Annotated in this window: 31 protein-coding genes; 9 read left to right on the top strand and 22 right to left on the bottom strand. The window is 69.2% G+C overall.

Going from position 1 to position 26,958, the window contains the following annotated elements; all coding sequences use genetic code 11:
• Positions 1 to 4 precede the first annotated feature (4 nt).
• On the bottom strand, positions 5 to 1,462 hold the full coding sequence (gene xseA, locus IWC96_RS02335) for an exodeoxyribonuclease VII large subunit (protein ID WP_021697444.1): 1,458 nt from the start codon (positions 1,460 to 1,462) through the stop codon (positions 5 to 7).
• Between the two features lie 170 nt (positions 1,463 to 1,632).
• On the opposite strand from xseA, the gene IWC96_RS02330 reads away from it, so the two are divergent.
• From IWC96_RS02330 to purD, 3 genes are all read left to right on the top strand, one after another.
• The gene (locus IWC96_RS02330) at positions 1,633 to 2,103 is read left to right on the top strand and encodes a hypothetical protein (RefSeq protein WP_021697443.1); all 471 of its coding nucleotides are present in this window, start codon (positions 1,633 to 1,635) and stop codon (positions 2,101 to 2,103) included.
• Positions 2,100 to 2,303 carry a helix-turn-helix transcriptional regulator gene (locus tag IWC96_RS02325; RefSeq protein ID WP_045319049.1) on the top strand — a complete coding sequence of 68 codons (204 nt, stop codon included), beginning with the start codon at positions 2,100 to 2,102 and terminating at the stop codon, positions 2,301 to 2,303. Before IWC96_RS02330 ends, IWC96_RS02325 begins: the two co-directional genes overlap by 4 nt.
• Before the next feature lie 101 nt (positions 2,304 to 2,404).
• Positions 2,405 to 3,682 carry a phosphoribosylamine--glycine ligase gene (gene purD / locus IWC96_RS02320; RefSeq protein ID WP_021697441.1) on the top strand — a complete coding sequence of 426 codons (1,278 nt, stop codon included), beginning with the start codon at positions 2,405 to 2,407 and terminating at the stop codon, positions 3,680 to 3,682.
• A gap of 12 nt (positions 3,683 to 3,694) precedes the next feature.
• Here the strand turns inward: purD and IWC96_RS02315 are convergent, their stop codons facing one another.
• A complete protein-coding gene (locus IWC96_RS02315; RefSeq protein ID WP_045319048.1) occupies positions 3,695 to 4,387 on the bottom strand; it encodes a murein L,D-transpeptidase catalytic domain-containing protein in 693 nt (230 codons plus the stop codon).
• Positions 4,388 to 4,534: 147 nt separating this feature from the next.
• On the opposite strand from IWC96_RS02315, the gene IWC96_RS02310 reads away from it, so the two are divergent.
• Positions 4,535 to 5,845 carry an amidohydrolase family protein gene (locus IWC96_RS02310; protein WP_148291472.1) on the top strand — a complete coding sequence of 437 codons (1,311 nt, stop codon included), beginning with the start codon at positions 4,535 to 4,537 and terminating at the stop codon, positions 5,843 to 5,845.
• Here IWC96_RS02310 and IWC96_RS02305 read toward each other — a convergent pair whose 3' ends face one another.
• Entirely contained in the window at positions 5,846 to 7,675 is a 1,830-nt protein-coding gene (locus IWC96_RS02305; RefSeq protein WP_196838285.1) for an SLC13 family permease, read from the bottom strand. It abuts the gene before it with no gap.
• Between the two features lie 102 nt (positions 7,676 to 7,777).
• On the opposite strand from IWC96_RS02305, the gene IWC96_RS02300 reads away from it, so the two are divergent.
• The 3 genes from IWC96_RS02300 to IWC96_RS02290 are packed head-to-tail and all read left to right on the top strand — an operon-like array spanning position 7,778 to position 10,099.
• Entirely contained in the window at positions 7,778 to 8,656 is an 879-nt protein-coding gene (locus IWC96_RS02300) for a TIGR01459 family HAD-type hydrolase (RefSeq protein WP_196838293.1), read from the top strand.
• A 38-nt stretch (positions 8,657 to 8,694) separates the two neighbouring features.
• Complete coding sequence (locus IWC96_RS02295) at positions 8,695 to 9,162, top strand: MaoC family dehydratase (protein WP_045319047.1); 468 nt, start codon at positions 8,695 to 8,697, stop codon at positions 9,160 to 9,162.
• Between the two features lies 1 nt (position 9,163).
• Positions 9,164 to 10,099 carry a bifunctional riboflavin kinase/FAD synthetase gene (locus IWC96_RS02290; protein WP_021697435.1) on the top strand — a complete coding sequence of 312 codons (936 nt, stop codon included), beginning with the start codon at positions 9,164 to 9,166 and terminating at the stop codon, positions 10,097 to 10,099.
• 177 nt (positions 10,100 to 10,276) lie between these two features.
• On the opposite strand, the gene lpxK is transcribed toward IWC96_RS02290, so the two are convergent.
• From lpxK to IWC96_RS02215, 15 genes are all read right to left on the bottom strand, one after another.
• On the bottom strand, positions 10,277 to 11,305 hold the full coding sequence (gene lpxK, locus IWC96_RS02285) for a tetraacyldisaccharide 4'-kinase (RefSeq protein WP_021697434.1): 1,029 nt from the start codon (positions 11,303 to 11,305) through the stop codon (positions 10,277 to 10,279).
• Positions 11,302 to 12,588 (bottom strand): 3-deoxy-D-manno-octulosonic acid transferase, encoded by a 1,287-nt coding sequence (locus IWC96_RS02280; protein WP_196838284.1) that lies wholly within the window; start codon positions 12,586 to 12,588, stop codon positions 11,302 to 11,304. The genes lpxK and IWC96_RS02280 overlap by 4 nt, the downstream gene beginning before the upstream one ends.
• Entirely contained in the window at positions 12,588 to 13,268 is a 681-nt protein-coding gene (locus tag IWC96_RS02275) for a lysophospholipid acyltransferase family protein (RefSeq protein WP_021697432.1), read from the bottom strand. The genes IWC96_RS02280 and IWC96_RS02275 overlap by 1 nt, the downstream gene beginning before the upstream one ends.
• Positions 13,265 to 15,049 carry an ABC transporter ATP-binding protein gene (locus IWC96_RS02270; RefSeq protein ID WP_021697431.1) on the bottom strand — a complete coding sequence of 595 codons (1,785 nt, stop codon included), beginning with the start codon at positions 15,047 to 15,049 and terminating at the stop codon, positions 13,265 to 13,267. Before IWC96_RS02270 ends, IWC96_RS02275 begins: the two co-directional genes overlap by 4 nt.
• 46 nt (positions 15,050 to 15,095) lie before the next feature.
• Positions 15,096 to 15,308, bottom strand: coding sequence for a hypothetical protein (locus IWC96_RS02265; RefSeq protein WP_045319046.1), 213 nt, complete (start codon positions 15,306 to 15,308; stop codon positions 15,096 to 15,098).
• Positions 15,309 to 15,317: 9 nt separating this feature from the next.
• Positions 15,318 to 15,572, bottom strand: coding sequence for a DUF4170 domain-containing protein (locus IWC96_RS02260; protein WP_021697429.1), 255 nt, complete (start codon positions 15,570 to 15,572; stop codon positions 15,318 to 15,320).
• 25 nt (positions 15,573 to 15,597) lie between these two features.
• Positions 15,598 to 16,389 (bottom strand): 3'(2'),5'-bisphosphate nucleotidase CysQ, encoded by a 792-nt coding sequence (locus IWC96_RS02255; protein ID WP_021697428.1) that lies wholly within the window; start codon positions 16,387 to 16,389, stop codon positions 15,598 to 15,600.
• A complete protein-coding gene (locus tag IWC96_RS02250) occupies positions 16,386 to 17,735 on the bottom strand; it encodes a TldD/PmbA family protein (protein ID WP_196838283.1) in 1,350 nt (449 codons plus the stop codon). Before IWC96_RS02250 ends, IWC96_RS02255 begins: the two co-directional genes overlap by 4 nt.
• Positions 17,736 to 17,775: 40 nt before the next feature.
• Positions 17,776 to 18,192 (bottom strand): MAPEG family protein, encoded by a 417-nt coding sequence (locus IWC96_RS02245; protein WP_021697426.1) that lies wholly within the window; start codon positions 18,190 to 18,192, stop codon positions 17,776 to 17,778.
• Positions 18,192 to 19,970 carry a M14 family metallopeptidase gene (locus IWC96_RS02240; protein ID WP_021697425.1) on the bottom strand — a complete coding sequence of 593 codons (1,779 nt, stop codon included), beginning with the start codon at positions 19,968 to 19,970 and terminating at the stop codon, positions 18,192 to 18,194. Before IWC96_RS02240 ends, IWC96_RS02245 begins: the two co-directional genes overlap by 1 nt.
• 121 nt (positions 19,971 to 20,091) lie before the next feature.
• Entirely contained in the window at positions 20,092 to 20,307 is a 216-nt protein-coding gene (locus IWC96_RS02235) for a hypothetical protein (RefSeq protein ID WP_196838282.1), read from the bottom strand.
• A 70-nt stretch (positions 20,308 to 20,377) separates the two neighbouring features.
• Positions 20,378 to 20,653 (bottom strand): hypothetical protein, encoded by a 276-nt coding sequence (locus tag IWC96_RS02230; protein ID WP_021697424.1) that lies wholly within the window; start codon positions 20,651 to 20,653, stop codon positions 20,378 to 20,380.
• Entirely contained in the window at positions 20,644 to 22,173 is a 1,530-nt protein-coding gene (locus tag IWC96_RS02225) for a UbiD family decarboxylase (protein ID WP_045319052.1), read from the bottom strand. The genes IWC96_RS02230 and IWC96_RS02225 overlap by 10 nt, the downstream gene beginning before the upstream one ends.
• 41 nt (positions 22,174 to 22,214) lie before the next feature.
• Entirely contained in the window at positions 22,215 to 22,463 is a 249-nt protein-coding gene (locus IWC96_RS02220; protein WP_021697422.1) for a helix-turn-helix domain-containing protein, read from the bottom strand.
• Between the two features lie 24 nt (positions 22,464 to 22,487).
• Positions 22,488 to 23,324 (bottom strand): aldo/keto reductase, encoded by an 837-nt coding sequence (locus IWC96_RS02215; protein ID WP_021697421.1) that lies wholly within the window; start codon positions 23,322 to 23,324, stop codon positions 22,488 to 22,490.
• Between the two features lie 233 nt (positions 23,325 to 23,557).
• Here IWC96_RS02215 and IWC96_RS02210 point away from each other — a divergent pair, with 233 nt between their 5' ends.
• Positions 23,558 to 23,986 carry a biopolymer transporter ExbD gene (locus IWC96_RS02210; protein ID WP_021697420.1) on the top strand — a complete coding sequence of 143 codons (429 nt, stop codon included), beginning with the start codon at positions 23,558 to 23,560 and terminating at the stop codon, positions 23,984 to 23,986.
• 76 nt (positions 23,987 to 24,062) lie between these two features.
• On the opposite strand, the gene IWC96_RS02205 is transcribed toward IWC96_RS02210, so the two are convergent.
• The 4 genes from IWC96_RS02205 to IWC96_RS02190 form a co-directional block, all read right to left on the bottom strand.
• Complete coding sequence (locus IWC96_RS02205; protein WP_148291470.1) at positions 24,063 to 24,377, bottom strand: hypothetical protein; 315 nt, start codon at positions 24,375 to 24,377, stop codon at positions 24,063 to 24,065.
• A 142-nt stretch (positions 24,378 to 24,519) separates the two neighbouring features.
• Positions 24,520 to 24,717 carry a hypothetical protein gene (locus IWC96_RS02200; RefSeq protein WP_021697418.1) on the bottom strand — a complete coding sequence of 66 codons (198 nt, stop codon included), beginning with the start codon at positions 24,715 to 24,717 and terminating at the stop codon, positions 24,520 to 24,522.
• Positions 24,718 to 24,840: 123 nt separating this feature from the next.
• Positions 24,841 to 25,380, bottom strand: a complete 540-nt coding sequence (locus IWC96_RS02195) for a BA14K family protein (protein WP_081703458.1) — start codon at positions 25,378 to 25,380, stop codon at positions 24,841 to 24,843.
• 38 nt (positions 25,381 to 25,418) lie between these two features.
• Complete coding sequence (locus IWC96_RS02190; RefSeq protein ID WP_021697416.1) at positions 25,419 to 25,949, bottom strand: hypothetical protein; 531 nt, start codon at positions 25,947 to 25,949, stop codon at positions 25,419 to 25,421.
• 171 nt (positions 25,950 to 26,120) lie between these two features.
• Between IWC96_RS02190 and IWC96_RS02185 the strand changes: the two genes are divergently transcribed.
• Positions 26,121 to 26,958: pyridoxal-phosphate dependent enzyme (locus tag IWC96_RS02185; RefSeq protein ID WP_196838281.1), on the top strand; the 838-nt coding region annotated here is incomplete at its 3' end.

Genomic DNA, 26,958 nt, shown 5'->3' with positions numbered 1-26,958 from the left:
CGACCTAGAACAAATCCCCCTGATCCGCCTTCGCCGCGGGTTTCGCCTTGCGCGGAGGCGGGGGCGCGGACGCGCCGTCCACCACGGCCTGGCGGTCGCCGTCCTCGAACACCAGCCTGACCGGCTGCCCGGACTGCAGCGCCGCCGCCGACCGGACCAGCGCCCCGTCCTCGGCGTGAACCCGTGCGAAGCCGCGCTTCAGCGGTCCATCGGGGTTCAGGCTCTCGTACAGACGGCTGATGCGGCCCAGCCGGTCCGCCTCGCGCGGGATGACCCGGCCCAGCGCCCCGGCCATGCGGGCGTCCAGACTGCCCAGCCGCTCGGCCTGATGCCGGATCGGCCGCATCAGCAGGCCCGGCGTCAGGCGCGAGGCGGCGCGCACCAGCTCCCGCTCATGAATGGCCGCATTGCGGGTCAGGCCTGACGACAGCCGGCTCGAGGCATGGTCCAGCCGCTGCTGCGCCAGGGCGATCAGGTCCTCGGGCCGGGCAGGCAGTCCCCGCGCGGCGGCCCTCAGGCGCGTGCGCCGATCCTCCAGCACCCGCGAGCCGCAGCGGAACAGCCGCCGCTCCATATCCGCCACCGCCGCCTTCAGGTCCGCCAGCACCGGGGTGGCCATCTCGGCCGCCCCGGTCGGCGTCGGCGCGCGGCGGTCCGAGACGAAGTCGATCAGGGTGGTGTCGGTCTCGTGGCCCACCGCCGAGATGATCGGGATGCCCGCCTCGGCCACCGCCCGGGCCAGGGCCTCGTCATTGAAGGCCCACAGGTCCTCCACCGAGCCGCCGCCGCGCGCCACGATCACCACGTCCGGTCGCGGGATCGGCCCGCCGGGCGTCATGGCGTCAAAGCCCCGCACCGCCGCCGCCACCTGGGCCGCCGCCGCATCGCCCTGAACCACGCAGGGCCAGACGATGACCCGACAGGGCCAGCGCTCGGCGATCCGGTGCAGGATGTCGCGGATCACAGCGCCCGTCGGGCTGGTGATCACCCCCACCACCGCCGGAAACGCCGGGATGGGCCGCTTGCGCCCCGGCTCGAACAGGCCCTCGCCGTGCAGCTTCGCCTTCAGCCGCTCCAGCTGGGCCAGCAGGGCGCCCGCGCCGGCCGGCTCCATGCTGTCGATGACGATCTGGTACGAGGACCGCGCCGGATAACTGGTGATCTTGCCGGTGACGATGACTTCCAGCCCCGTCTCCGGCTGGACCTGCAGCCCCCGCACCACGCCCTTCCACACCACCCCGTCGATGGAGGACCGATCATCCTTCAGCGTCAGATAGACGTGGCCGGACGCGTGCCGGTTCACCTTGGAGATCTCGCCGCGCAGCCGCACATGGCCGAACCGCTCCTCGAGCGTCCGCTTCAGCGCGAAGCTGAGCTCGGAGATCGACAGCGGCGGGTTGTTGTCGTGGGGATCGGGGACGCCCCCGGCGGGGCCCTCAAAGACGTAGGATTCGTCGCTCATCGGGGGAGACTAACGGGGCGGGCGTGTGGGGGGAACGGGGCGTGGCGGCGAATCGGCTCCCCGCAGCATTGACGGGGGAGCGGGATCATGCCAAGTTAACTTGGCAATATGACAAGTTTGTTGTTCGTTTCGGGTCGCGTTGCGATACCGTCGATCAAGGAGAAACGCATATGCCATCGCCCACCCGATCGCGCGTCCTGGCGCTCGCCGTCATCATGGTCGTCCCGCCCATTGCGATCTTGGCCTCCATTCCGTGGCTGAGGCATCAACCCGACGGGCTGGTTTTTCTCCTGACCGGGATCGCCGCCACGCTGACGGTGCTCGCAAGCATCGCGCTCGCCGTCATCAACGATCGCCAGATCGATGAATGGCAGCGAAGCAATGCGCGGTTCTCGAGCCAATGGGGCTGGACGGTCGGCGCCGGCATGGTCGCCCTGCTTCTCGCCCTGCCTCCGGTCCGAGACCTGATCGTTTCCGGCGCCGCAGTCTGGGGCGGAACGCCGAATCCGGATTCACGCCTCGTGATTACGACCTTCACCTTCGGCTTCATGGCGGTCGTCATCACACAGGCCATATGCACAATGCTGCTGAGTCTGGGCTGGCACGTGTGGATGTCGCGGGACGCGCGCGATCCGTCGTGAAAAACAGGATCAGGGTTCTTCGTGCTGACCGCCGCTGGAGCCAGGCGGAATTGGCGACGCGGGTCGGGGTGTCGCGCAATTCGATCAACTCGATCGAGAACGGCCACTTCGATCCTTCGCTGCCCTTGGCGTTCGCCATCGCGGAGGCGTTCGGGTGCACGATCGAGGAGGTGTTCGAACGAGATCCGCCGTCCTCTTGATCGGGGGCGTGGTGCTGATCGCGGGGACGGTCGTCTCCGCCATCCTGATCTCATGCGATCCGTGACTTGACCGCCTGCGCAGTCACGGTCATGTCGCGGGCATGAAGGTACTTCTCGTCGGATCGGGCGGTCGCGAACACGCCCTGGCCTGGAAAATCCGCCAGTCGCCGCTGGTGACGTCGCTGGTCATCGCGCCGGGCAACCCGGGCATGGAGCGGCTGGGCGAGCTCGCCCCGGTCAAGGCCGACGACGCCGAGGGCCTGGCCGCCCTCGCCCGCGAGATCCGCGCCGATCTGGTGGTGGTGGGGCCCGAGATGGCCCTGGCCGCCGGGCTGGCCGACCGTCTGGCGGCGGCGGGCATCCCCTGCTTCGGCCCCACCGCCAGGGCCGCCCAGCTCGAGACCTCCAAGGCCTTCGCCAAGGACTTCCTCGAGCGCCACAACATCCCCACGGCGGGCTATGGCGTCTATGAGACCCTGGCCGAGGCCAGACAGGCCCTGGACGTCTTCAGGCCCCCCTATGTGATCAAGGCCGATGGTCTCGCCGCCGGCAAGGGCGTGGCCATCAGCCCCGACCGCCCCGACGCCGAGGCCGAGATCGAGCGCATGCTGGGCGGCCGCTTCGGCGCCGCCGGGGCCCGGGTGGTGATCGAGGAGTTCATGGACGGCGAGGAGGGCTCCCTGTTCGCCCTGTGCGACGGAACCCGCGCCGTGCTGCTGGGCGGCGCCCAGGACCACAAGCGCGCCTTCGACGGCGACCTGGGCCCCAACACCGGCGGCATGGGCGCCTATTCCCCTGCGCCCGTCTTCACACCCGAACTCGTTCAACAGGCCGATGAGCGCGTGATCCAGCCGACCATGGCGGGCATGGCGGCAGAGGGCGCGCCCTATCGCGGCGTGCTCTACGCCGGGCTGATGGCCACGGCGGACGGCCCGAAGGTGGTGGAATTCAACGCCCGTTTCGGCGATCCGGAATGCCAGGTGCTGATGATGCGTCTGGCCGGGGACATCGTGCCCCACCTGCTGGCCTGCGCCCGGGGCGACGTGTCGAAGCTGCCGCCGCTGGAGTTCCGGCCCGAGACGGTGATCTGCGTGGTCATGGCCGCCAAGGGCTATCCCGACAGCCCCCTGACCGGCTCGGTCATCCGCGGCGCGGATCAGGACTTCGGCCCGGACGTCGAGGTCTTCCACGCCGGCACCGCCCGCAACAAGGACGGCGCTCTGGTCGCCTCAGGCGGCCGGGTGCTGAACGTCTGCGCGCGCGGGGCCGATATCGCGCAAGCCCGCGAGCGCGCCTACGCCGCCATCAGCCGGATCGACTGGCCCGGCGGCTTCCACCGCTCCGACATCGGCTGGCGGGCGCTGGACCGGGACGACTAGGCCGGATTTCGCCTAGGCCAGCGCGAACAGCAGCCGGCCCTCGCCCATGCGGTCGCGCACAGCCCGAAGGTCGGCGTGCGACAGCGAGAAACAGCCGTACGACCGCCCCAGCTTGCCTTCACGCTCAAGGAATTCCGGCTCGGCGTAATCGGCGCCGTGGACGATGATGGCCCGCTCGCGCGCGGCCGAGTTGGAGTACTCCAGCCCGTCCAGCAGCACATTCGGTCCCTGCTGCGGCCCCCAGTTCGGGCCCGCCGTCACGAACGAGCCCACCGAGGACATGTGGGAATCCACCACATTGGAGAACCGCTGGGCGAAACCGGAATGGGCCGGGTCCGAGCCGCGCCCGTGGCTGGTGCGGAACGCCTGCACCCCGCCGGACTCCAGATTGACCTCGTACAGCCGCGTCTCGCCCGAGAAGCGCGTGAAATCCACCAGATACATGCGGTCCCGCGACGGGATGCGGCGGTGGTGGATGTCCAGGGCCGCCATGGCCCGGCTCATCAACTCGGGGCGCACCTGGCCGGAGGGGTCCAGCGGCGGCCGGACCTGCACGGTCTGGATGGGCCGCGGCGCCAGGTCCAGCGACGCCGGCAGCATCACCTGCTGCACCGGTGCGGCGCCTGTGGAGGCGCAGCCGGACAGCGCCATAGCCCCGCCTGCGGCGAGACCGCCCGTGATCAGTCCACGTCTGGATAGCCGCATGCGACGCCCTTGTATGCGGATTGAACCCCTTGGGCCGATTTGTTCCATACCTGTTCGCGCTCCTGCAAGCGTGAGCTTGGCGAAAAGTCCCGGACGCCTATTATGCCGCAGCCCGGATCACCTGACCGGCCATAGTGAGGGGAAAGTATGATGAAGCGGTTCCTGTGCGCCCTGGCGCTGGCGGCGACGACGGCCTTTCCGGCTCTGGCCCAGTCAGGACAAGGGACTGCGGCGTCTGAAACGGCGGTGACATACGTCCATGCGGGCCGCCTTCTGGCCGATCCCTCCACCGGCCGGGTCAGCCGCAATCAAACCGTCGTGATCGAGAACGGCCGCGTCCGCGAAATCCGCGACGGCTTCGTCGGCGAAGGAAACGTGGTCGACCTGTCCGACCGCTTCGTCCTGCCGGGCCTGATCGACAGCCATGTGCACATCACCAGCCAGCAGGGGCCCAACAGCCGCATCGAGCGCTTCACCCGCAGCGCGGCGGACTCCGCCATGCAGGGCGCCGCCTACGCCCGCATCACCCTGGAGGCCGGCTTCACCACCGTGGCCGATCTGGGCGGCATGAGCGAGGCGGTGGTGGCCCTGCGCAACGGCATCGCCGCCGGGCACATCCCCGGCCCGCGCCTGCTGGTCTCGGCCGGCGGGGTCACGCCCCACGGCGGCCACGGCGACGTCAACGGGGTGCGCGAGGATCTGGTGCCGCATCTGCGCTCGGGCGGGGTCTGCTCCGGCGCCGACGACTGCCGCCGGGCCGTGCGGGAACGGGTGCTGGCGGGCGCCGACATCATCAAGATCACCGCCACGGGCGGGGTGCTGTCCGACACCGCCGCAGGTCTGGGCCAGCAGTTCTCCAACGCGGAGCTGGAGGCCATCGTGGAGACCGCCCACTTCATGGGCCGCACCGTCACCGCCCACGCCCACGGGACCGACGGCATCAACAGCTTCCTGGCGGCGGGCGGCGACTCCATCGAGCACGGCACCTATCTGGACGCCGACTCCATCCGCATGATGCGCGCCAACGGCGCCTGGCTGGTGCCCACCCTGCTGGCGGGTGACTTCGTGGCCCGCGTCGCCTCGGGGCCGGACAATTTCCTCACCCCCAACCAGACCGCCAAGGCGCTCCAGGCCGGGCCCCTGATGCTGGACATGGCCCGCCGCGCCCACGAGGGCGGGGTGCGCATCGCCTTCGGCACCGATTCCGGCGTCTCGGCCCATGGCGACAACGCCCGGGAGTTCGCCCTGCTGGTGCGCGCGGGCCTGACGCCGCTGGAGGCCATCCAGACCGCCACCGTCAACGCCGCCGAACACTTCCGCCTGCAGGACCAGATCGGCCGCCTCGCCCCCGGCATGGCGGCGGACCTGATCGCGGTGGCGGGCGACCCCCTGAGCGACGTCACCGAACTGGAGCGTGTGGCCTTCGTCATGAAGGGCGGCGTGACCTATCTGGACTGATCAGACCCCGAAAATCCACCAGATGGCGGCGCAGGTTGCGGCGCCGACGATGATCATCATGGGCACGCCGATCTTCAGGAAGTCGGTGAAGCGGTAGTCCCCCGCCGCATAGACCAGGGTGTTGGTCTGATAGCCGATGGGCGTGGCGAAGCTGGCCGAGGCGGCGAACATCACCGCCACCAGCAGCGGCCGGGCGTCGATGCCCATCTGCTCGGCCAGGCCGATGGCGATGGGGGTCATGATCACGGCCACGGCGTTGTTGGTCACCATTTCGGTCAGGATGGTGGTCAGGAAATACAGGCAGATCAGCACCACCAGCGGCGAGGCGTCCACCAGCAGGGGCGTGGCCCAGCCCACGATCAGGCCCACACTGCCGGCGTTCTGCAGGCCGATGCCGATGGCCAGCATGGCGAAGATCAGCACCAGCACGTCCCCGTCGATGGCGCCCCAGGCGTCCTCCGGGTCGATGCAGCGGGTCACCAGGATCACCGCCACGGCGATGATGGCGGCCCCGGCGATGGGGATGATCCCCAGGGCCGCGGCCAGCACCGTCCCGGCCAGCGCCGCGATGGCGATGGGCGCCTTGGCCCGGCGGAACGGCTGCTTCTGTGTCTCGCCGACCCCGATCAGGGTGCGGTTCTCGCGCAGGTCCGGCATGGTCTCGGGCGGCGCCGCGATCAGCAGGGTGTCCGCCGCCCGCACGCGGGCGCCGCTCAGGTCGGGGCCGGGCAGGTGGTGCGGCCGCGACACCCCCAGAACCCGCAGCTTCAACCGTGACAGCAGCGGAATTTCCGAAAGACGCCGGCCGATGCCCGGATGGGTGGGGGCGATGGTGGCCTCGATAAAGGTGATCTCGTCGTCCTCAACGTCGGGATTCTCCTCCCCCTCCTTGCGCGTCAAAACGATGCCGCCGGTGCGTCCGTTCATGCCGACGGTGAAGCCGGGCGCCCGGGCCAGGGCCTGGATTTCATGGGCCGGCGCCGACAGCAGGATGCGGTCGCCCTGGAGCAGGGCCTGCTCGTCCAGATCCTTGCGCAGGATGCGGCCGTCCCGCTTCAGGCCCACCACCTTGGTCTCGGACCGCTTCAGCAGTTTGATCTCGCCCAGCTTGCGGCCGATGCGGTCGCTGCCGTCGCGCACCAGAAGCTCGGTCAGGAAAATGTGCGCGTCCGCCTCGCCATCGTCGGTGTCGTCCCGCTTCGGCAGCAGGAACGGCCCCAGCACCGCCAGGGTCAACACCCCGCTCAGCACCGTGACCAGACCCACGCCCGTGATCTCGAAGATGCCGAAGGGCTCCATGCCCATGTCGCGCGCGACGCCGTCCACCAGCAGATTGGTGGAGGTGCCGATCAGGGTCAGGGTTCCTGACATGATCGACAGATAGGACAACGGAATCAGCAGGCGGGTGGAGGCCACCGACAAGGCCTTGGCCAGCTTCTTGATCACCGGGATGAGGATGATCACCACCGGGGTGTTGTTCATGAAGGCGGGCGCGGTCAGGGCCCCGCCGAACACCCCCGCCGCCGTCAGGCGCGGCCGCTCCTGCGCGCTGCGGGTCACCAGCCCGAGTACGGCCTCGATGGCTCCGGTCCGCACCAGGGCCCCGGACAGGATGAACATGGCGGCGATGGTCACCGGCGCCGGATTGGCCAGCACAGACAGGGCTGACGTCAGCGGCAGGAAGCCCGCCAGCATCATGACCGCCACCCCGCCCACGGCGATCACCGTCGGCGGCAGCCGCTCGCTGATGAAGGCCGCGAACAGCCCGACCAGGAACGCCAGGCCGATATAGGCGCTGTACGTGTCGATGAAGGTGGTGATGACGTCCAAGGCTGCCCCTCTCGCCGGAAGGCCCCCGGCTTCGCACGAAAGGCGCGGGCGTGCATCCGGTTCCGCGTTGACGCAACCCCCGTGGGCGCCTACCCCCGGTACATGACCATCCAGCCCCTGCCCCATCCCATCGACGGCCTGCGCGCCGTGGCCGCCGACTATGACGTCCTGCTGTGCGACGTCTGGGGCGTGATCCATAACGGGCGCGAGCATTTCGCCCCGGCCCTGGACGCCCTGATCCGCTTCCGCGACGGCGGCGGCAAGGTGGTGCTGATCTCCAACGCCCCCCGCCCCTCTCAGGCCGTGCTGTCGCAGCTGGACAGCCTGGGCGTGCCCCACACGGCCTGGGACGCCTTCGTCACCTCCGGCGACGCCACTCGCGCCGAGCTGAGCCGCCGCGCCCCCGGCCCCGTCTGGGCCCTGGGGCCGGACCGGGACATGCCGCTGTACGAGGGGACCGGCGTGGCCGTGTCCGACGGGCCGGACGAGGCGGGCTTCATCTGCTGCACCGGTCTGTACGACGACACCACCGAACGGCCGCAGGACTATCGCGAGGCCCTGTCGAAGGCGGCCGCCCGGGATCTGGAGATGGTCTGCGCCAACCCCGACCGCGTGGTCCAGCGCGGCGACCAGCTGATCTACTGCGCCGGCTCTCTGGCCGATCTCTACGAAACCCTCGGCGGGCGCGTGACCATGGCGGGCAAGCCGTTCGGCCCGATCTATGACCTGGCCATGAAGGAGGCCGAGCGCCTGCTGGGCGCCAATGTGGACCGGTCCCGCGTCCTGTGCGTGGGCGACGGCGTGGTCACCGATGTCATGGGCGCCAACGGCCAGGGGCTGGACTGCCTGTTCGTGGCCGCCGGCATCCACGGCGCCGCCGCGCAGGGGCCCGACGGCCGGGTCGATGCGGAAAAGGCGGGCGAGCTTCTGAGGGCCGAGACCACCTACGCCCGCTACACGATGCTGGACCTGGCCTGGTGAGGCTCGCCAAGCGGCGCGGCGGGCGCTAGATCACCTCCATGACTGAGAAAAAACTTGTGGGGGCTCACCCCTCCGGCGGCTACATCCTCGACGAACTGCACGTCGGCATGACCGCTGAAAAAACCGTCGAGATGACCGAGCAGCGCATCCAGCAGTTCGCCGACGCCTCGGACGACTTCAATCCCGTGCACATGGACGAGGCGTTCGCGTCAAAGACCGCCTATCGCGGCCGCATCGCCCACGGCCTGTTGTCGGCCTCGTTCGGCTCGGCGGTGGTGGGCACCATCCTGCCCGGCGCCGGGGCCATCTACCTGCATCAGAGCCTGGCCTTCGAAAAGCCGGTGCGCATCGGCGACAAGGTCACCGCCCGCGTCACCGTGGCCGCCGTGGATCTGGAGTCCGCGCGCGTGACCCTCAAGACCGAGGGCTATATCGGCGACACCTTCATCATGGGCGGCGAGGCCATTGTCCGCGTGCCGCGCCGTCGTCGTCCGGCGAAGGACTGACTTGCCCGTCCGCCTGATCACCGACTGGCGCACCCTGCCTGCGGGCGACCGGGGCGCGGCGGTGGCGGTGGGGGCCTTCGACGGGGTCCACCGGGGCCATCAGGCGGTGATCGCCGAGGCGAAGGCGGCGGCGGACCGGCTGGCTGCCCCGCTGGCCGTGGTCAGCTTCGACCCCCATCCCCGTCGCTTCTTCCAGCCCGAGGCCGCGCCCTTCCGCCTGATGACGCCGGATCAGATGACCCGCGCGCTGGCGCCGCTGGGCGTGGACCGGCTCTATCTGCTGCCCTTCGACGCCGAGATGGCGGGCATGAGCGACCGTGATTTCGCCGATCAGGTGCTGCATCAGGGGCTGGGCGTCGTCCACGCCGCGGTGGGTTTCGACTTCACCTTCGGCAAGGGCCGCTCGGGCTCGCCCCAGGCCCTGGCCGAGTACGGGCGCGAGATGGGCTTCACCGTCTCCGCCGCCCAGCGGGTGGACGACGCCGACGGGCTCAAGCTGTCGTCCAGCGCGGTGCGCGAGGCCCTCAAGGCCGGGGACATGGACCGCGCCGCCGCCATTCTGGGCCGCCCCTTCGCCATCCAGGCCGAGGTGATCCACGGCGACAAGCGCGGCCGCGAGATCGGCGTGCCTACCGCCAACATGGCCCTGGGCGACTACATGCGCCCGGCCTACGGAATCTATGCGACCCGCACCCGTCTGCCCGACGGCCGGGTGGTGGACGGGGTCTCCAGCCTCGGCGTGCGGCCCATGTTCCGCACCGAGACGCCCATGCTGGAGGCCTGGCTGTTCGATTTCGACGGCGACCTCTACGGCCAGACCCTGGAGACCGAACTGATCGCCTTCCTGCGCCCCGAAGCCGCCTTCGACGGCCTCGACGCCCTCAAGGCCCAGATCGACGCCGACGCTGCGGCGGCCCGGGCGATCCTGGGGGCCTGAACAGGGGCGCGGATTTTTTTCATCCCCCACCCTCCCGGGCGCCTTAAAATGCGGTCTGGCGGACGTGGTCCGACGCGGCGAGCGAAGGGGGCTTTGATACCATTGATACGATTCAGACCCTGTTTTTTCGGGGTCGGAGTCTGAATCTCGGGGCCGATTTCGGACTATTCGGACTATTCAGACCCTGTTTTTTCCGCCCGGAGTCTGAAATCCGGCCACAAGGGTCATCAGGCCCGCCTCATCCTCGAACCGCGCCCGCACCGGCCAGGCCGTGACCCGGCCGCGCCAGTCGGGCGGCAGGCGGACCCAGTCCTTCTCGGTGGTCACCAGCCCGGCCCCCTGCTCCGCCGCCCGGGCGGCCAGCGCCTTGAGGTCGCCCTCGGCGAAGGCGGCATGATCGGGGAAGGCGGCGAAGTCGATCAGGTCGCACCCGGCCGCCGTCAGGGCCCGCTCCACCTTCCACGGCTTGGCGATGCCCGCGAAGCCCAGCTGCGGCCCCGACGGCGGCGGCGCGGCCGCCTCCAGCCGGGCGATGAACACCGGCTTCTCTTTGAAAATATTCAGTAATTCCTCATCCGCGCCCGGCAGGTCCGCGGGCAGAAGCACCACCACCGCATCGGCCCTCGCCAGCCCCGCCCGCAGCGGCTCGCGCATGGGCCCGGCCGGGAACACCGCCCCGTCCCCGAAGGGCCACTCGCCCCCCCGCGTCTCCCCGTCCACCACGATCAGGGACAGGCTCTTCCGCAAGGTCGGGTTCTGATGCCCGTCGTCCATGACCACCACGGCCGCGCCGGCTTCAGCCGCCGCCCGCGCACCCGCCGGCCGGTCCCGGGCCACCCACACCGGCGCCACGCTGGAGAGCAGGAGGGGTTCGTCGCCCACGTCCCCGGCGGCGTGTTGTGCAGGATCCACCCGCACCGGCCCCGCCAGCCGCCCGCCATAGCCCCGCGTCAGCCCGTGGGCCTCCAACCCCTTGTCCCGCAACAGCCGCAGCACCTCGCGCGCCACCGGCGTCTTGCCCGACCCGCCCACGGTCAGGTTGCCCACCGAGATCACCGGGATCCCCGCATCCACCGGAACCGTCCGCGCCATGCGCCGCGCCGTCGCCCCGGCCCACAGCCAGGACAGGGGCTTCAGCAGGGTGCGAATGACCGGCGACGGCGCGCCCTCGCGCACATACCACCAACGCGGCGTGTTCAGCTTCATCGGGTCCTCCCGGCGGGCAACAGGGGCGCCAGATGGCTCCACAGCCGGTCAAGCCCCGCGTCCGCCGCCTGGGCCGCACGCCGGGCCCGCTCGCCCATGGCCCGCGCCTTCACCGGGTCCCCCAGAAGGGGCGCGACGGCCGGGGCCAGTTGCTCGATCCGCTCCACCCGGATCAGCCCGCCCGCCCGCTCCAGATCGGCCGCCACGTCGGGCCAATTGGCCATGTCCGGTCCGCAGACCGTGGGCTTGCCCAGCCGCGCGGGCTCCAGCGGATTGTGCCCGCCCGCGCCCGCATGGCCGATCACCGGCCCGAACGAGCCGCCCATGACCACCACGTCCGCCAGCGCCAGGAACAGCCCCATCTCGCCCAGGGTGTCGGCCAGGTAGACCGAGGTGTCGAGGGCGATCGTCTCGCCGGCTGAGCGCACAGCAACCACCCGCCCATCGGCCCGCAGGGTCTGGACCAGCCCGCCGCCCCGCTCCGGATGGCGCGGCATGAGGATCAGGAACGGGACCTCCTCCAACGCGTCCAGAGCCCTGGCGATGGCCCGCTCCTCGCCGGGGTGGGTGCTGGCCGCCAGCACCACGGAGCGGTCGCCGATGGCGGCGCTCAACTGCTCGAAGGCGCCCTTGTCGTGGGTCAGGGGGCCGCCCGCCAGCTTCAGATTGGCGCGGCCCTGCACCTGCCCGCCCAGCGCCTCGATGCGGGCTGCCGAGGCGTCGTCCTGGGGCAGGATCAGGTCGAAGGCCGACAGCAGCGCCCCCGCCGCCCCCGGCATGCGGCCCCAGCCCTGCGCCGTCTTGTCGGTGATGCGGGCGCTGATCAGGGCCAGCTTCACGCCCCGCGCCCGCGCCGCCCCGATCAGATTGGGCCACAGCTCGCTCTCCACCAGCACCCCCAGCGAGGGCCGCCAGTGGTTCAGGAACCGCGCGGTCGCCAGAGGCCCGTCGACCGGCGCGTACTGATGAATGACGTCGGGCGGCAGGCGCTCGGCCAGGATGCGCGCCGAGGTCACGGTGCCCGAGGTCACCAGAACCGCCACCTCCGGCCGCTCGGCCCGCAGCCGCGCGATCACCGGCAACAGGGACAGGCTCTCGCCCACGCTGACCCCGTGCAGCCATACCAGCGGTCCGGACGGCCGCGGGATTGAGGGACGGCCCAGTCGTTCGTTGAGGCGCGCAGCGTCCTCCTTGCCGCGCCGGGCCCGCGCACCCAGCAGGCGCGGCGCCAGCGGCTCCAGCCAGCCGGTGACCACGCTGTAGGCTTTCAGGACCAGCGACATCAGCCCTGCGCCAGGGTTTCGGCCCGGTCCTCGACGGCGGTGAGGCGCGCGGTCCACTCGTCGATCACCGAAGCAGGATCCACGCCCCGCCCGATCTCGACCCGGTCCCACACCATGGCCCCGCGCGCAAACGGCAGCGGCAGCATCGCCCGGTCCCAGCTGTTCAGCCGAATGGCCGGGCGGCAGGCCAGGCCCAGCAGCAGCACCGGCGCCCCGGACATGCGGGCCATGACCGCCAGCCCCTCGCCCATCTGCCGCGCCGGCCCCCGGGGCCCATCCGGCGTCAGGGTCACCGCCCCGCCGGACTTCAGCCACTTCAGGGCGTCGCGCAGAGCCTGGGAGCCGCCCTTGGCCTTCTCCGGCCTCTCCTTCTTCTGGGACGAGCCGCGAATGGCCGGGAAGCCCAGCCGCGCCACCGCGTCGGCGATGAACTGCCCGTCAGGGGACAGGGAGATGAGCGCGCGGACCGGCTGGCCCCGGTCATGGTCCCAGGCGGCGGGCGCCAGGCCGATGCGCGAATGCCAGAAGGCGATGATGACCGGCCCGCCCCCTGCCCAGGCGACCTCGACCAGGTCGCAGTTCTCGTGGCGCCAGCGGATGGTGGCGAAGCACAGCCGCATCCAGCCCGCCATCAGGCGGCTGAGAACCCCCTGAATCACCGGATTGCGGATCGGCCTCACGAGCCCGCCTCGTCCGGCGCGGCGTCCAGGGACTGCTGGCGCGCCAGGCGCGCGTACAGACCACCGCGCCCAACCAGTTCGGTGTGCGAACCCTCCTCCACGACCCGCCCGGCCTCGATCACATAGATGCGGTCCGCGTTCTGCACCGTGGACAGGCGGTGGGCGATCATCAGGGTGGCGCGGCCCTCCATCAATCGTTCCAGCGCCGCCTGCACCAGCGCCTCGCTCTCGGTGTCCAGGGCGCTGGTGGCCTCGTCCAGCAGCAGGATCGGCGCGTCCTTGAGGAAGGCCCGGGCGATGGCGATGCGCTGGCGCTGGCCGCCGGAGAGGCGAACCCCGGCCTCGCCGGCGCGGGTGTCGTAGCCCTCGGGCAGGGCCGTGATGAACTCATGGGCCGCCGCCGCCCGCGCCGCCGCCTCGACCTCCGCCTGCGAGGCGTCCGGGCGGCTGTAGGCGATGTTGAAGGCGATGGTCTCGTCGAACAGGAACGGCTCCTGGGTCACCAGGGCGATGCGGTCGCGCAGAGCCTTCAGCGCCACATCCCGCACATCGACGCCGTTGATCCGCACGGCGCCGCCCGTGACGTCATAGAACCGGGGCAGCAGGCTCAGGATCGTGCTCTTGCCCCCGCCAGACGGACCGACCAGGGCCACCGTCTCACCGGGACTCACCCGGATATCCACGCCGCTGAGCGTGGGGGCGGCGTCGGAATAGGCGAAGCTGACGTCCTCGAACCGCACCTCGCAGGGACCGTCCGGCAGATCGACCGGCTCGGCCGCCTCGCGGATCTCGGGCTGGATGTCCAGGGCCTCGAAGAGGCGGCGGGCGGCGGTCAGGCCTTCGGCCAGAACAGTTTGAAGATTGCTCAAATTGCGCAGGGACTGGGCTGCGGCCAGCAGGATGCCGATGAAGGCGGTGAACTCGCCCACGTTCATCTCGCCCTGCTGTGAGCGCCAGCCCGCATAGGTCAGAACCGCGGCGACCACGAACATGGCCACCATTTCGCTGGAGGGGCCCGAGAACGCCTTGGCGTTGGCGCCCTTGATGACGAAGCGCTGGCGTCGGGCGATGACCTCGCCCACCCGCGCGTCCTCGGCGTCCTCGCGGTTCTCGATCTTGACCAGCCGCACCCCGTCCAGATTCTCCATCAGGGCGGTGGACAGCACCGTGGTCTCGGCCATGGCCCCCACGGCGGCCTTGCGCGCCTTCTTGGAGAAGCGCCGCAGCACCAGATTCACCACCGGCATGCCGCACAGCACCACCAGCGCCAGCATGGGATCGATCCAGATCATGGAGGCGATCAGGGCGAGCAGGGTCAGGCCGTGCTGGGTGTAGCTCACCGTGCCGGTGGTGAAGGCCTCGCGCACCAGATTGGCGTCGAACAGCACCGAAGAGACGAAACCGCCGGAATGCTGGGCGCGCAGGCGGGCCAGATCGGCGCGGATCATGCGGGCGAACAGCTGGCTCTGGATCTCGCCCACCACCCCGTGGCCCAGGCGATTGACCAGATTGGCCTGGCCGATGGCGGCGGCGCCCCGGATCACGCCCACCCCGGCGATGGCGGCAGGGATCATCCACAGGGCGTTGGGGTCCTGATCCACGAACAGGCCATTCACCGCCGGCTCCAGCAGCCGCAGGATCAGGGCCGTGGTCCCGGCCGTGATCGCCGCGCACAGCATGGCCAGGGCCAGCCGGCCCTTTCGCTCCGACAGGTAGTCGCGCCAGATGCGCGCCAGCAGGGGGCGCAGCGGTTGTCGCGCTTCGGGCGGGGTCACGGTCATGGGTTCCGCTCCGACGTCAGGGTGGCGAAGTCAAGGCGTGGCCGCCCTAGCCCCACGGCCCGCCGTGGGAGCCGGAGCCGCCATCAGGGCCGCCCTCGCGCGCCTGACGTTCGGCCTGCCGCCGCGTGGCCCATTCCCGGAACCAGCGCGTGGCCTGACGGTCCCGCCGCCAGACCAGGATCCAGAAGGCGAGCAGGGTCAGAAGCGAGATGAGGCCGAACAGCTGCTGGCCGTCCAGGGTCTGTCCAAACATTGTCATGGCGAGACCTTACGCCTTCGCCGCCCCCTCGTCGCCCCTCGGATCGATCATGCGGTGGGCGTGCAGGATGAAGTAGCGCATGTGGGCGTTGTCCACGGTCTGCTGCGCCTTGGCCTTCCACGCCTTGCGGGCTTCCTCGTAGTTGGGGAAGGCGCCGACGAAATCGACCTGGGACAGGTCGCGGAACGCGGTCCCGTTCAGGTCGCGCAGCTCCCCGCCGAACACGATGTGAAGCAGCTGATTGTTCTCGATTTCCTGAGGCATTCTTTTCCGTCCGTTGGGTGGCGGTTCAGTTGGCCAGCGGAATAGGCCGACAGCGCCGGATTATCAACGGATGCAGCGCCGGGGCCGCACAGATCAGGCTGGCCTGACGTGGATCGGGCCGGTTGAAGCGCCATGGCTGGCCGTGATGGTCGCTGACCGTCGCCCCCGCCTCCGCAGCGATCAGGGCCCCGGCGGCCACGTCCCAGTCCCATTTGGGCGTCAGGGCCAGGGCGGCGTCAAAGGCGCCAGACGCCACCAGCGCCATACGATAGGCCAGCGAGTTGCGGTTCTCCACCCGCATGGGCGGCCAGGGCTCCGGCCATTTCGGGCTCTCAAGCAGCCCGGCGCCGGTCAGGACGGAGGCGTTCTCCAGCATCGAGGTCTCTGACGCCGCGATCATCCGCCCGTTCAGCAGGGCGCCGCCGCCTTCCACCGCCGCGAAGGTCTCATTCAGGTCCGGGGCGTGGATCACCGCAGCCACCGGGCGGCCGTCCTCGACGATGGCCAGCGCCACGCTCCACCACGGCCTGTTCTTCATGAAGGCCACGGTGCCGTCGATGGGGTCGACCACAAGGATGCGCCGCCGCGACAGCCGTTCGGGATTGTCTGCGGTCTCCTCGGACAGCCAGCCGTGATCGGGTAGGGCCGCCGTCAGCTGCTCCCGCAGCCAGCTGTCCACGGCCATATCCGCATCGGTCACAGGCGAGCCGCCGGGCTTGGACTGGATCTTCAGGCCCTGCGCCCGGTGGCGCACGGCCAGGGCGCCGGCCTCGACCGCCGCCGCCTTCAGCAGGTCCAGGTCGGCGGCGAGCGTCATTTCCCGGCGATGGCCACCGCGTCGATCAGCAGCGACGGACTGTTGAACGAACCCCGGAACTCCAGGTCCGATCCGACCACCATCCGTCCCGCCAGGGCCAGCAGATTACCCGCCACCGTGATTTCGCTGACGGGCCAGGCGATCTGGCCGTCCTCGAACCAGAAGCCGGACACCCCGGCCGACCAGTCGCCGGTGTTGGGGTTCAGCGACGGGCCGAACATGGAGGTGACCAGAAGCCCGCTCTTCGCGTCGGCCATCAGGCCCGCCCGATCCCGCTCGCCGGGCTCCAAGTGCAGATTATGGCCCGAGACGCCGGACGGCCCCGCCAGGCCGCGCGAGGCGTGGCCGGTGGTCTGCAGGCCCAGTTGCGCCGCCGAGGCGGTGTTCAGAAGCCAGCCGTTGATCACCCCCGCCGAGATCAGTTCGCGCCGCTCCACCGCCACGCCCTCGTCGTCGAAGGGGGTGGAGCCCAGCCCACGTGGGCGGAACGGGTCGTCGATCAGGGTGACGGCGTCCGACAGCACCTGCTGGCCCAGCCGGTCTTTCAGAAAGGACACGCCGCGAGTCACCGCGGTTCCGGCCATGGCCTGGACGAAAGGCGAGATCACCTGCGCCGCCAGACGGTTCTCGAAAATCACCGGGGCGGTGGTGGATGCGATCTTGCGCGCGCCCAGCCGCGCCACGGCCCGCCGTCCGGCCTCCGCGCCGATGGTCCCGGCGTCCGGCAGATCCGACAGGTGGCGGACCGACCGGTGCTCGCTGCCCCGCTCCTTGGCCCCGTCGCGGGCGGCGATGACGCCGACGCCCAGCGAGAAGCTGCTGCCCCGGTGCGCCCCGTCGAAGCCGTGAGAGGTCACCAGCCGCCAGTCGCTGGCGGACCATGTGGCGCTGCCGCCTTCGGAGATGGACACCCCGGGCGTGGCCCGGGCGGCGTCTTCCGCCTGACGCGCGGCGGCTTCCAGCGCCTCGGCGGTGCATTCTGTTGGGTCGAACAGGTCCAGATCGGGGTGAGGGCCCTGCGCCAGCCGATCCCGGGGCGCCAGATCCGCATAGGGGTCCTCCGGCGCCAGCCGCGCCATGGCCACGGCGCGCTCCACAAGGCGGTCGCGGGTCGCAGGCGACAGGTCCGAGGCGGAAACGGTGGCCTGACGACGGCCCACGAACACGCGCAGGCCCAGATCGCGGGACTCCTCGCGCTCCACCTCCTCCAACTCGCCGTTGCGCACGCCCAGCGACAGGGTGCGCCGGTCCGCGTGCACAGCCTCGGCGGCGTCGGCCCCGGCCTTCAGCGCGGCGGAGAGAATGTCGTTCAGGATGTCGGCGGTGGGGAGGGAAGCATCAGCCATGCCCCGATATGGCCGGTCGTCCGCCCGCCCGCAACCGGCGTCAGGGCACGGCGTAGGCGATCAGCACCACGGCCAGGACCAGCAAGGGCACATAGGTCAGCATCATGCCGATGACCCGCGCCCGGGTGGCGCCCACCGATCGGGAGAGGCCGAAGGCGTGGACGAGGCGGCCCAGCAGGAACATGGCGCCCACCACATGGATCAGCCAGGGCGTGACCCCCACCAGCGCCATGAGCGCCAGCCCGCCCATGGCCGCCGGCGCATATTCGGCGGCGTTGCCGAAGGCGCGCGAGGCGCCCATGAGCTCCGGCGACTCGCCGTCGCCATAGCCGATCCGCAGTCGCTGGCGCTGGCGCACCACCAGACCCGACAGGGTGATCAACAGCAGGATCAGCAGCCCGCCCCACAAGGCGGCGGCGCGGGCGGAGTCCTGAACGGCGGCGGTGAACAGGTCCATCAACGGACCTCCCTTCCAATGGGATACAGGCGGTAGCGGTCGTCATAGAAGGGCGTCCGCTCGTAGAACCAGGCCAGACGGGCGTCGCCGTCGGCGGCGAAGTCCGCATCCTCGGCCAGACGCCGTTCGAAGGCGGCGCGGAGCGCGGGGTCGGCCTCCAGCATGCGCTCGGCCAGCGGCGCGATGGCGTAGGCCTCAATGTATTCCACCCGGTTGAGGACTTCCGGGAACATGCCCCAGGCGAAGAAGCTCTCGGACGACTGCGGCTCCAGCGCCAGCACCACCAGGTCACCCAGGGGCTGATCGGTCGGCACGCGCACCGATCCGGCGGGGAAGGTCCAGTCGCGGTCCTCCGGCGTCACCGTCTCCACCGTGATCGGCACATGCCCCTCGCTGGTGCGTCCCGAGACCCGCGGGTCCTCAAGGCGCAGCATCTGGACCGGGACCGTGCGCGGCGCGTCCAGCACCTCCATCCGCACCCCGTGCAGATGCAGGCGCTCAATGATGTCGGCGCGCCAGGACGGCACCCAGTAGGCCTCGGGCCGCGCCAGGGTCAGGGTCGGGCGCGAGCCGTAGAACGGCATCATCCAGGGCTCGGGGTCCGGCTGGCCCAGCCAGCGGATCTCCGACCGGCCGGACGCGGGGCTCTCCCAGGTTTCGTAGCGGATGCCCAGGAACGCGCGGGTGGCCACCGGCTCGGGGGTGGATTCAAAATTCGCCAGAATTTCGGACGGACGCAGGGCGCGGTCCCGCGTCACCGCCACCCGCAGGTCATCGCCGTGATCGGCCAGCAGGCGCATGGCCGTCTCGATGAACACATAGGTCCCCAGCACCCGCTGCTCGTAGGGCTTCAGGCTGTGGTTCTCGATCAGGATGGTGGGCACATGGGCGGCCGAGCCCCAGCCGTTGGAGAACCGCTCGCCCAGCCCGCCGTCCGACAGACCCGCGCGCGGGTTGCGGTCGTCCACGGCGAAGACCAGCTCGCCGGGGATATGCCCCTGGGCCTCCAGCGCGTCGTTCATGGCCGGCTTGAAGGCGTCGTCCAGCCATAGGGCGGTGGCCGGTGAACGGGACCAGATGCCGTTCTCGCCGTTGTAGCCGTAGGTGACGTCGTACTGGTAATCGATGCCGTCGGTGACGTGGATGTCCAGATAAAGGTCCGGCTGATAGCGCTGGATCAGGCCCATGACCGCGCGCATCTCGGTCTGGTCCAGCTTCACGAAATCTCGGTTGAGGTTCTGGTTGGTGGCCGTGTGACGCCAGCCCTGAATGCGCGGTCCGCGCTGGTTGGGGCGGGAGTAGGCGCTGGTCCGCTCATGGCCGTCCACGCTCAGGATCGGGATCAGGATCAGGTTGACCCGGTCCAGCAGGTCGTCGCGGCCGTAGAAGGCGATGTCGCGCAGCAGCATCATGCCCGCGTCCTTGCCGTCGATCTCACCCGGGTGGATGCCGGCCTGGGCCAGCAGCACCGGCTTGGACGGGTCGAACTCCGCCCCGTCCTTCGACGCGATCACCGCATAGATGGGCCGTCCCTCCGGCGAGGTTCCGAACTGTTCGATGCGGATCAGGTCCGAGGCCGCATCGAGCCGGTCGAACCACGCCCGGGTGTCTGCATAGGTCGGACTGAAATCATGCTCGGGGTCCGCCTCGAACGCCGTCACCCAGGGGTCGGATGCCTCGCGCAGCAAGGACCGGCTGGCGCCGCTCCACTCGGGCGCTGGCGGCAGGAAAGTCTGATCCCACGGCGCGGCATTGGGAACGGAAGGCGACTGGGACATGGCGGGACTCGCAAACAGAAGAGACGCGGCGCAGAGCCAGACAATTGGACGCATGAGGCGCTTTCGAAGCTCCGGCGGCGCGCCGGACGATGCAGCCTTCTAGCCCCTAAAATCCGGAATGTCAGACCGCGTCGGCGTCCTTCTCGGCAGGCATGTCCGCCCGCGCCTTGTCGCACAGCTTCTTGAGGGCCGAGGTGATGGTTGAACCGTACAGCTGCCCCTGGACGTCGGAATAGCCTTCCGAAGTCAGCCGCCGCTTGATCTCGCCCACATTGGCGAATTCGCCGCTTTCGGCGAGTTGATAGGCGCGTTCGACGGTGGTGAGACGATAGTTCATAACCCTGATATAGTGACGCTTTGTGGAAATGCGAGGGCCGAGCGCCAATAGAGACCATTCTGGCGGGGCGCTAATCTTCCGGCGATGCCGCAGCCGCCATGCTGGAGCTGACCCCCAGATACCGCTCATCCAGACGTCGCAGCGGCAGGAAGACGTCGTGGGCGACGCGTCCCACGCGCGTGTCGGGATAGACGATGTGGGTCACCACGCCCTGCTCCAGCCGGTCACCATGGACGATGCGCCACGCGAAATAGGCGCCCAGCCAGATCACGAGCAGAAAGATCAGCGGCCCGGCCAGGGTCAGGCCGCCCCGACGCGGTTCGCTGGCGAGCCGTCTCACTTCCATATGGGGGCGCCGTTCCCCGGCAGACCCAGCCGATCCCACATCGCGTTCACCCGGTCCACGACCTCCGCCTCCATGCGGATCTCCTCGCCCCATTCGCGCTTCGTCTCGGGCGGCAGCTTGTCGGTGGCGTCCAGGCCGATCTTGGAACCCAGTCCGCTCTCCGGCGATGCGAAGTCCAGATAGTCGATGGGGGTGTTCTCGATCACGGTGATGTCGCGCGCCGGGTCCATCTTGGTGGAGACCGCCCACATGACGTCCTTCCAGTCCCGCGCATCGATGTCGTCGTCCACCACGATGATCCACTTGGTGTACATGAACTGGCGCAGATAGCTCCAGACGCCCAGCATCACCCGCTTGGCGTGGCCCGGATAGGCCTTCTTCATGGAGACCACGGCGATGCGGTAGCTGCAGCCCTCGGGCGGCAGCCAGAAGTCGATGATCTCGGGGAACTGTGCCTGCAGCAGGGGGATGAACACCTCGTTCAGCGCCTCGCCCAGCACCGAGGGCTCGTCCGGCGGCCGGCCGGTGAAGGTGGTCAGATAGATGGGGTCGCGGCGCATGGTGATGGCCGTCACCTGAAACACCGGGAAGGTCTCCACCGAGTTGTAATAACCGGTGTGGTCGCCGTAGGGGCCTTCCTCGGCGTGCTCGTCCAGCAGCACATGGCCCTCCAGCACGATCTCCGCCTGGGCCGGAACCATCAGGGGCACGGTCTTGCAGGGGACCAGCTCGGCCTTGGCCCCGCGCATCAGTCCGGCGAACTGGTATTCGCTCAGGGTGTCGGGCACCGGCGTCACCGCCGCCAGGATGGTCCCGGGATCGGCCCCCAGCACCACGGCGGCGGGCAGGGGCTCGCGCTTTCCCGCCTTCCGATGCCGGGCGTAGTGCTGCGCCCCGCCCCGGTGGGCCAGCCAGCGCATGATGGCCTTGTCCTTGCCCAGCACCTGCATGCGGTAGATGCCCAGGTTGAAATCGTCCTCGGCCGCATCCGACGGCCCCTTTGTCACCACCAGCCCCCAGGTGATCAGGGGCGCGGGCTCGCCGGGCCAGCAGGTCTGGACGGGCAGGCTCGTCAGGTCGATGTCGTCGCCCTTCAGCACCACCTCATGCACCGGCGCTTTTTTCACCACCTTCGGCCGCATGCCCATGACGGTGCGCGCCATCGGCAGCATCTCCATGGCGTCGGACAGGCCGCGGGGCGGTGTGGGGTTCTTGAGGAACGCCAGCAACTCCCCGACCTCGCGCAACTCGGCGGCGGTGGTGCGCTGCTTGTTCTCGAGGGTCACGCCCATGGCCACCCGCTTCACCGTGCCGAACAGATTGACCAGGCACGGGATGGGGCTGACCGAGCCGTCAGGCATGACGGGCTTTTCGAAGATCACCGCCGGTCCGCCGTTTCGCAGCAGCCGGGTCTGGATCTCGGTCATCTCCAGGACGGTGGACACGGGTTCGGACACCCGCACCAGCTCGCCCTGGGCTTCCAGCATGTCGATGAAATCGCGCAGGGACTTGTAGGCCATGACCACCGATTAGGCGGACAGGGGCGGCGTGTCACCCGCTATCAATACGCCCGTGTGTCCGACACCAGCGCCCAGACCGGCAGGTGCAGATGCCGGGTCGCCACGCCCAGCTGGACAGAGTCCAGATGCGCCCGTCCCGCCTCGATCAGGCGCAACTCTTCGGGCGGGATGTGCAGGGCCTGCGCCATGGCCTCCAGATCCACGCCGCGCTGGTCGCGCCAGCGTCTCAGCCGGGCGCCGATGGCCGCGTCGGCCGGATCGGCCCCGGGAAATCCCAGGACGGAGCCCATGGTCGAACCCTCCCTAAGGGTCTTCTATTGTTGGGAGGTATCCTGATCCCATTCAAAGGCCGGATCAATCCAGTCGCCGATGCGCCCGCCCGGATGGGCCAGGGCGTGGATGCGGGCCATGTCGTCGGCGCTCAGCTCGAAATCGAAGATGTCCAGATTCTCGGCCGCGCGCTTCTCGCTGGCGGTCTTGGGGATGGTGATGACGTCCTGCTGGACGAACCAGCGGAGGGTCACCTGACCGGGCGTCTTGCCGTGGGCCTTGCCGATCTCGGCAATGACCGCATCGTCGACAATCTTCCCCTGGGCCAGAGGCGACCACGCCGTGATGGACGATCCCAACTCGCGCGCGGTCTCGATCAGGGTCTTCTGGGACAGATAGGGGTGGTACTCGACCTGGTTGGTCACCAACGGCGCCTCGGACAGGGCGGCGGCCTCGCGGAACAGGGCCGAGGGGAAGTTGGACAGGCCGATGTTCTTCGCAAAGCCTCGAACACGGGCGTCGTTCAGCGCCTTGATGGTCTCTTCCAGCGCCGGTTCGGGCTTGGGCCAGTGCAGCAGCAGAAGGTCCGGGACCTGCCCCAGACGCTGCGCGCTCTCCTCGGCCTGGCGCTGCAGATCGCCGTCGCGGAAATTGGTCACCCAGATCTTGGTGGTCAGGAAGACATCGTCACGCGCCACCCCCGAATCAGCGATGCCCTGACCCACGCCCTCCTCGTTCTTGTAGATGAAGGCCGTGTCCACGTGGCGGTAGCCGATGCGCAGGGCTTCGGCCACCATGCGCCGGGCATCCGCCGGCTCCAGCTGATAGGTGCCGAAGCCCAGGGCGGGAATCTCGACGTGGTCGGTCTTGACGGTCTTCATGGGCGGCTCTCCGGGTCAGCATCCCCAAGAGCTAGGAGGCGCCGAGGGGTGACGAAAGGGCCGCGCTCTGGATTCATTCCCCCGGGAGGGGTAATTCACCGCTTCGGAACGCTCCGGCACGCCTGAGCGCTTTACAAGCGCCCGATCGGACGCCAAGAGACTGTCCGACACGCTTTTTATGTTCGCCCGCGACCCTCTCCCTAATCGCGCGGGCCCGACTGGAGACACTGTGTATGGCGGCCAAACTCAAGCAACAGGGCGGCAAGGTCGAAGAGCTGAACTCGGACATGAACGTGACGCCGTTCGTGGACGTCATGCTCGTGCTGCTGATCATCTTCATGGTGGCCGCGCCCTTGGCGACCGTGTCCATCCGTCTGGACCTGCCGCCGGCCTCGCCCCCGCCTCCGGGCGAGGAACAGGAAGAACCGGTGTTCATCTCCATCCAGGACGACACCTCGATCTATGTCGTGGATGAAGAAACGACCCTCGAAAACCTGATCCCGGCCCTGAACGCTGCCCTGGCCGTGCCGAACCCGCGCGAAGAGCGCGTGTTCGTCCGCGCCAACGCGGAAGTGACCTACGAGCGCTTCATGGAAGTCATGAACACGCTTCAGGCCAACGCCTACTACAAGGTCGGCCTGCTGAACGAAGACATCGAATAGGCTTCGCGCCTCCGATCAGAACGACAAGGGCCGCGTCGCAAGACGCGGCCCTTTTCACTTGATGACCTGCCGTCGTTCAGTTCTTCAAGGCCGTCTGGCGACGAAGACGCTCCAGGCGCTGATGCTGGGCCTCGGTCATGCACCGGGGCGTCGCCCAGCGCTCACCGGCGTCCGCGGCGGCCAAGGCTTCCTCGGCTGTCACATAAATGGGCTCGGCTCCGTACTCCCGCTCGAAAGAACGACGTGTGGCTTCATCGGTCGCACAGACATAGGCCGCGCGTTCAAACCGCGCTTCCGCGCGTGGCGTCTGATCCTGCTGCTGTGCAGCAGCAACACAAGGTACTGAAAAAGCGGCGACAACTGCCGCAACAAGGGGCATGGGCGTGCGCATGGGCGTCTCCTCCAATCCCGAAATCAGTCCGGGTTCAGAGCAGACTGCGCCGTTTCCCAGCGCTGTAAAGAGAGGGCGTCATGAATGTTTTATGACGGTCTGTAATATTCTTCGTGAATTTTGGGCATATCTATTAGCCCGGCTAGCTAATGCCCAGGGCGGGGCCGAAGGCCAGGATTGTAGCCACCGCGCCGAACGCCACAGCCACAGCCGCCCCCGCCACAAAAGCCAAGGCCGTGCGGGCGCGGCGTCGTCTGAGGCCGCCCGGCCTGACCTTTCGGACATAAACGAAGGGCGCCTTTTCGAAGGCTTCGGATCCGACAATGTTGTGCTGGGACATGAACGCGCTCCCCTTGGGTACAGGCCCCGACGTCGGGGCCAAGGCACTCAAGACGGGCGGATACGTTCATTTGATGGCGAACAGCGCTCGCCAAACCCTTGCGTCATCAAGGGTTTGTGTTTGTCAGCCGCAATAAACCCGCCGCCCGCTGTAGGCGCGGTAATAGCCGGTGGCCGGATTGTATGAGCGGTAGTTCGCGCGGCACCAGTCGATGCGGCGGGGATCGCGTCCGCCTGCGTGACTCTGGCCTCCGCCGGGATAGACCAGATCCGGCCGCCCATAGGCGCCCGGCCACACATTGGCGCCGCGCACCGCAGCGGCGTAGCGCTGATAATCATGGCGCTGTGCGTACCCCTGTCCCCGGCTGTAACCGTAACGCCCATGGCCCTGATCGCGATAGCCGCGATTGTCGGCGTAACGCGGCCGCTGATGACGCCAGCGCTCGTGACAGTCGGTGCGGTTGGCGTCCCAGTAGGCGTCGCAGCGGTAGTCGCCCGGCCGATCCCGCTGATCCCACCAGGACGGCGTACGCCAGCCTTGATCATAGCCCCGGTTGTAGTGGCCGTAATGGCCGGCCTGCGCGACGGCGGGCTCGGCGGTCAAGCCGGCGGCGGCAAGTCCGATGGCGGCGGCCATCATGGTTAACGGGCGGGGACGCGACATGGCTACCACTCCTCTCGCCTCAACGAGGCTCTGTCTGCCTAATCCAAGGTGACTCTGACGGCGCCGCGGGCGCTAGTTTCAATGCGACGCATCAGGACCACGGGTTCGCCTGACCCGGCGCGGACCGGCGCGATGACAAACCATCCGCCGGCCGGCAGGTTCTGGAACGCGAACCGCCCCTCTGCATCGCAGGCGGTGGACCGCTCATAGGCGCGATAGTCGGAACTGGGCTCGCCGCCGCTGCGCGAGCGCACCTCCCCGGCTGGAACGGCGGCCCGGTCCAGAGACTGATAAAGCGTCAGGAAGCGATGCCGCGTGTAGGACGTTTCGGGAATGAGTCCCACCGAGCCGATGCAGTCGAAGTTCTGGCCGCCCGCGCGGTAATCCACGCGACCTTCCACCGCCGCTGCACCCGACTGGGTGGACCATGCAAAGTCCGCCGCGCTGAAGCTGGCCGACAGGCCGCCTCCAGGGATCGGGCCCGGCGCGGGTGTCGGCGCGCAGGCGGCCAGGGCTGCGGCGCCCAGGGCCGAAACGGCGGCGATCCTGACGAAGCTGGCGGCATGCATGGCGAAATCCTCTCGTAACGCGCGAATGTCGGATGTCTTAACACATACAACACGGTCAAGGTTGCGAAGCCTTGGTGAAGAGGCCGTGAGAGCGCTTTTCGCCGCCTCACGAAAACGATAAGCCTCGCCGCGCGGCAGGTCGCCGCAAAGGAAAAGGGCTCAGGCAGATTCATGGCCGTCACTATCGACGACATTCGGGCCGCGCAGCAGCGTATCGCCGGCCAGGTGGACCGCACCCCTGTCCGCCATTCCCGCCGCCTGTCCCAGCTGACCGGCGCGGATGTCTGGGTGAAGTACGACAATCTGCACTTCACCGGCTCGTTCAAGGAGCGAGGCGCCCTGAACCGACTGATGCAGCTGACCGGGGATGAGCGGAAGCGCGGTGTCGTCGCCGCCTCGGCGGGCAACCACGCCCAGGCCCTGGCCTATCACGGCGGCCGTCTCGGCGTGCCGGTGACCATCGTCATGCCCCATGGCACACCCTTCGTGAAGGCGGACGGCACGCGCGCCCACGGGGCCACCGTGGTCATCGAAGGTGACGACTTCTCCGGCGCCAGCGCTCACGCCAGGCAACTGGTGGAGGATGAAGGCTACGTCTTCATCTCGGCCTTCGACGACGAGGGCATCGTGGCGGGACAGGGGGTCTGCGCCCTGGAGTTTCTGGAGGACGCGCCGGATCTGGACGCCCTGGTCATCCCCATCGGCGGGGGCGGTCTGATCGCCGGCTGCGCCATCGCCGCCAAGGCCATCAAGCCGGACATCGAGATCATCGGGGTTGAGGCGGCCATGTACCCCTCCTTCTCCGCGCGGCGTAAGGGCGAGACCCCCAAGTGCGGGGGTCAGACGATCGCCGAAGGCATCGCCATCAAGGCGGTGGGCGACATCACCTTCGCCCTGGCCGACCCGCTGGTGGATGACGTGCTGGTGGTGGACGAAGAGGATTTCGAGAGAGCGGTGGCCTTCTATGTCACGCTCGAAAAGACCGTGGCCGAGGGCGCCGGCGCCGGCG

Origin of the sequence: Brevundimonas sp. BAL450, from assembly GCF_015767455.1 — a bacterium.
Classification (GTDB): domain Bacteria; phylum Pseudomonadota; class Alphaproteobacteria; order Caulobacterales; family Caulobacteraceae; genus Brevundimonas; species Brevundimonas abyssalis.
The sequence above is the reverse complement of the archived record's forward strand: the minus strand, read 5'-3'. Positions and strand labels throughout refer to the sequence as shown.